At 53.0% G+C, this 2820-nt stretch carries 1 protein-coding gene and 1 tRNA gene; one reads left to right on the forward strand and one right to left on the reverse strand.

Features of this window, described 5'->3' with window-relative positions:
- Nucleotides 1-355: 355 nt before the first annotated feature.
- Nucleotides 356-1738, forward strand: coding sequence for a dGTP triphosphohydrolase (gene dgt, locus AC0L2J_RS32110; protein WP_473395658.1), 1383 nt, complete (start codon nucleotides 356-358; stop codon nucleotides 1736-1738).
- Nucleotides 1739-2524: 786 nt separating this feature from the next.
- On the opposite strand, the gene AC0L2J_RS32115 is transcribed toward dgt, so the two are convergent.
- Nucleotides 2525-2601, reverse strand: a tRNA-Met gene (locus tag AC0L2J_RS32115).
- Nucleotides 2602-2820: the final 219 nt, after the last annotated feature.

A 2820-nucleotide genomic window follows, 5' to 3' on the forward strand; every position in this document is an offset into this window, starting at 1 on the left:
CACCGCAAGCCCGGCTCGCAATCAAGACGACAACGAGATCGCCCCTCAAGGATGAGCCGGGATGAGCGACACATACGTCATTTCCGAATTTCGGTAAAGAGGAATATTTTTGTGGGGAGAGGTTGACGGAGGGGCGAAACAGGGTGGTGGTCTGGAGGGCCGAAAGCGCAAATATTACTGCATTGCAGCGCATTCAGAATGGGGTTGCCTTGCTGGATATGCCGTCAACTCACCGTCGCATGTTCAAGGGGGCGGCCAGCCGCCTTCGCTTGTTTTTGGTTACATTCAAGGTAGTATCTTGAGTTCGTATACTACGAATAAGCGATTTTCATTTATCAGCATTCGGAAGCCCAAAATGGACTGGACGTCACTGACTTCGGAAAACCGGTTCTTCCCGGGACACATATCAAAGCCGGATGTAGCGTCTGAGCCTCACATTTCCGTCTTCCAGAAGGACGCTCAGCGGATCATTTACTCAACTCCGTTCCGGCGATTGCAAGGCAAGACCCAAGTACATCCGTTCCCGGTTTTCGATTACATCCGCACCCGGCTGACCCATACCATCGAAGTAGCCAACGTTGGCCGCACAATTGGGTACGAAATTGGCCGTTGTCTTTGCGAACACGACGCCGAATGCGACGCTGATAAATTTGGCGACATTGTTTATGCTGCATGCCTCGCGCACGATCTAGGCAATCCGCCATTCGGCCACGTGGGCGAGTACGCCATACAGAGCTGGTTTGGGCGCGAGAGCGACAACAACGAGACCGTGGCAGACGTCTTGGGCAATCCTGATCAGCGTTTTGACTTTCTACATTTTGACGGAAACGCGCAGGGCTTTCGAATTCTGACGCGGACGACTGGGTGGCGAGATCAGGGAGGTCTTCAATTAGCAAACGCAACGCTGGGAGCGTTCAGCAAGTATCCCTATGCGTCCAAATTCAGTGACGTGAAAAACAAGGATACGAAGACCAAGAAATACGGATACACTTTTGATGAGGCAAAGTACGCAAGTTCAATATTTACCGACCTGCAAATGACTAAGGTGCGTAACGATCTTTTTTTGCGCCACCCTCTCGCATTCGTCGTCGAAGCAGCGGATGACATCTGCTACTTAACTACGGATGTCGAAGACGCGTACCGAACGAAACATATCAGCTTCACGCAAGCTGAAGAGGCGCTAATCGAGATCGCAGAGCTAGGACAGTTTCGCGGAAGGTACGACTTAATTGATCCGAGCGAGCCGCACGACCGAATTTCTTATGCACGCTCTTGCGCGATTTCTGCTCTGAGCATTGCTGCTATCGAGCAATTTGTAGCGCACGAGAAGCAACTGCTTACTGGCAAATTTGGATCGTCGTTGATCGAAACAACCAAGTTCGCCGACAAAGTTGGGAATATTCGAGCTCTGTGCGGTAACGAGATCTATTACGAACGGAGAAAGCTAGAAACCGAAGCAGCTGGAATAAACGTGATAATGACTTTGATGGATCTTTTTGGCGGAATGATCTGCCGACTCACCCAAGCCGGCGATGTGGAAAAACTTGATGTGAAGGACGGACATTTGTTCAGGCTTTTTCCTGAATACTCGCAAAAACAACTGCGGAAGGATATAAAGTCACAATACACCTGCTTGCTGCTTCTTGTTGATTACATCTCTGGAATGACCGACCGATACGCCTACGAGCTGTTCGCAAAACTGACCGGCTCCAGCCCTTCGATCGGTCGAATGACATAAACCTGCGTGTCTGGCGCCTTCATGCCCCTTCACATGTTCAGCCGCCGTGGCTCGTTTCTTTCGCCAAACGACTAATGTACGATTGGACGATTTCCAAAAGTGCAGAGTTCACCATTCCGTCCCGCCTGTCAGGTCCCGCTTCGATACTTAAGTGGGTGACCACCGATCGGACAACGCCATTTATTCTGGAAGGACTATCCGCGGTTGGTTCGCTTCGAATCTTATCGAGACTCTCTTCGACAATTCGTTTTGCGTAGGGTGATAAGTTCTCAGATAAGGGCATGATTGCGACTCCGTGCTGCGGGAAATGATGCTGTTGATTGAGAACATACCAAGAACAAATCACGCTGCCAATCGAATTTACTCTTGCATCGTTGCATTATCGACAGGGAACAACGGAGAATTGATAAGTTGCCCCCACAAATCAAATTTGTAGACAGTCGGCTCCTAAGAGCTTGCTTAATGTGCGTCATTGTTGCTGCGGAAGTTTCCGCCTTCAGCTCACAAGTGAGTATGCGATCATGTCGCGTCGGCGATCAGGCGCTCGCACGGCTCACTGCTTCGATATGAGCGTCTCTCGCAAGTGACCTGAGGGCTGTCGTTTGGGTCGTGGAACGCCAACCCTACATCGAGAAGTCCGTTTTCGATGTGGGGATCAAAGCAACGTTGGCGGATGCGAGGGGTCGTCTTAGCGCGGGAGATCAAAACCTTTACGCCGTACAGACTATCAGCCGGGTTTTTAATACTTGATCGCCTGATTTCCACGAAGTGGTCGGCGGGAAAATTTGGTAGCGGGAGAGGGACTCGAACCCCCGACCCCAGGATTATGATTCCCGTGCTCTAACCAGCTGAGCTACCCCGCCACAGGGTCGCGAGGGCCTGACAAGGCCTAGCTCGCGAACGCGCGGCATATAAGGAAGGGGGCGGTGGGCTGTCAAGCTAAGGTCGCCCGCTTCTGTTCGGGCCGATTTGGCGGGGGAATCGCGCCACTCGGGCACCGGAGTCGTGGGGGGGGGGCGCCCCCCCCCCGCCCACCCGCGCCCCGGCGGCGGCGGCCCCCCCCCCCCCCCGGGGGGGGGGCG

The sequence above is a fragment of the Bradyrhizobium sp. MV1.5 genome (genome assembly GCF_055807615.1).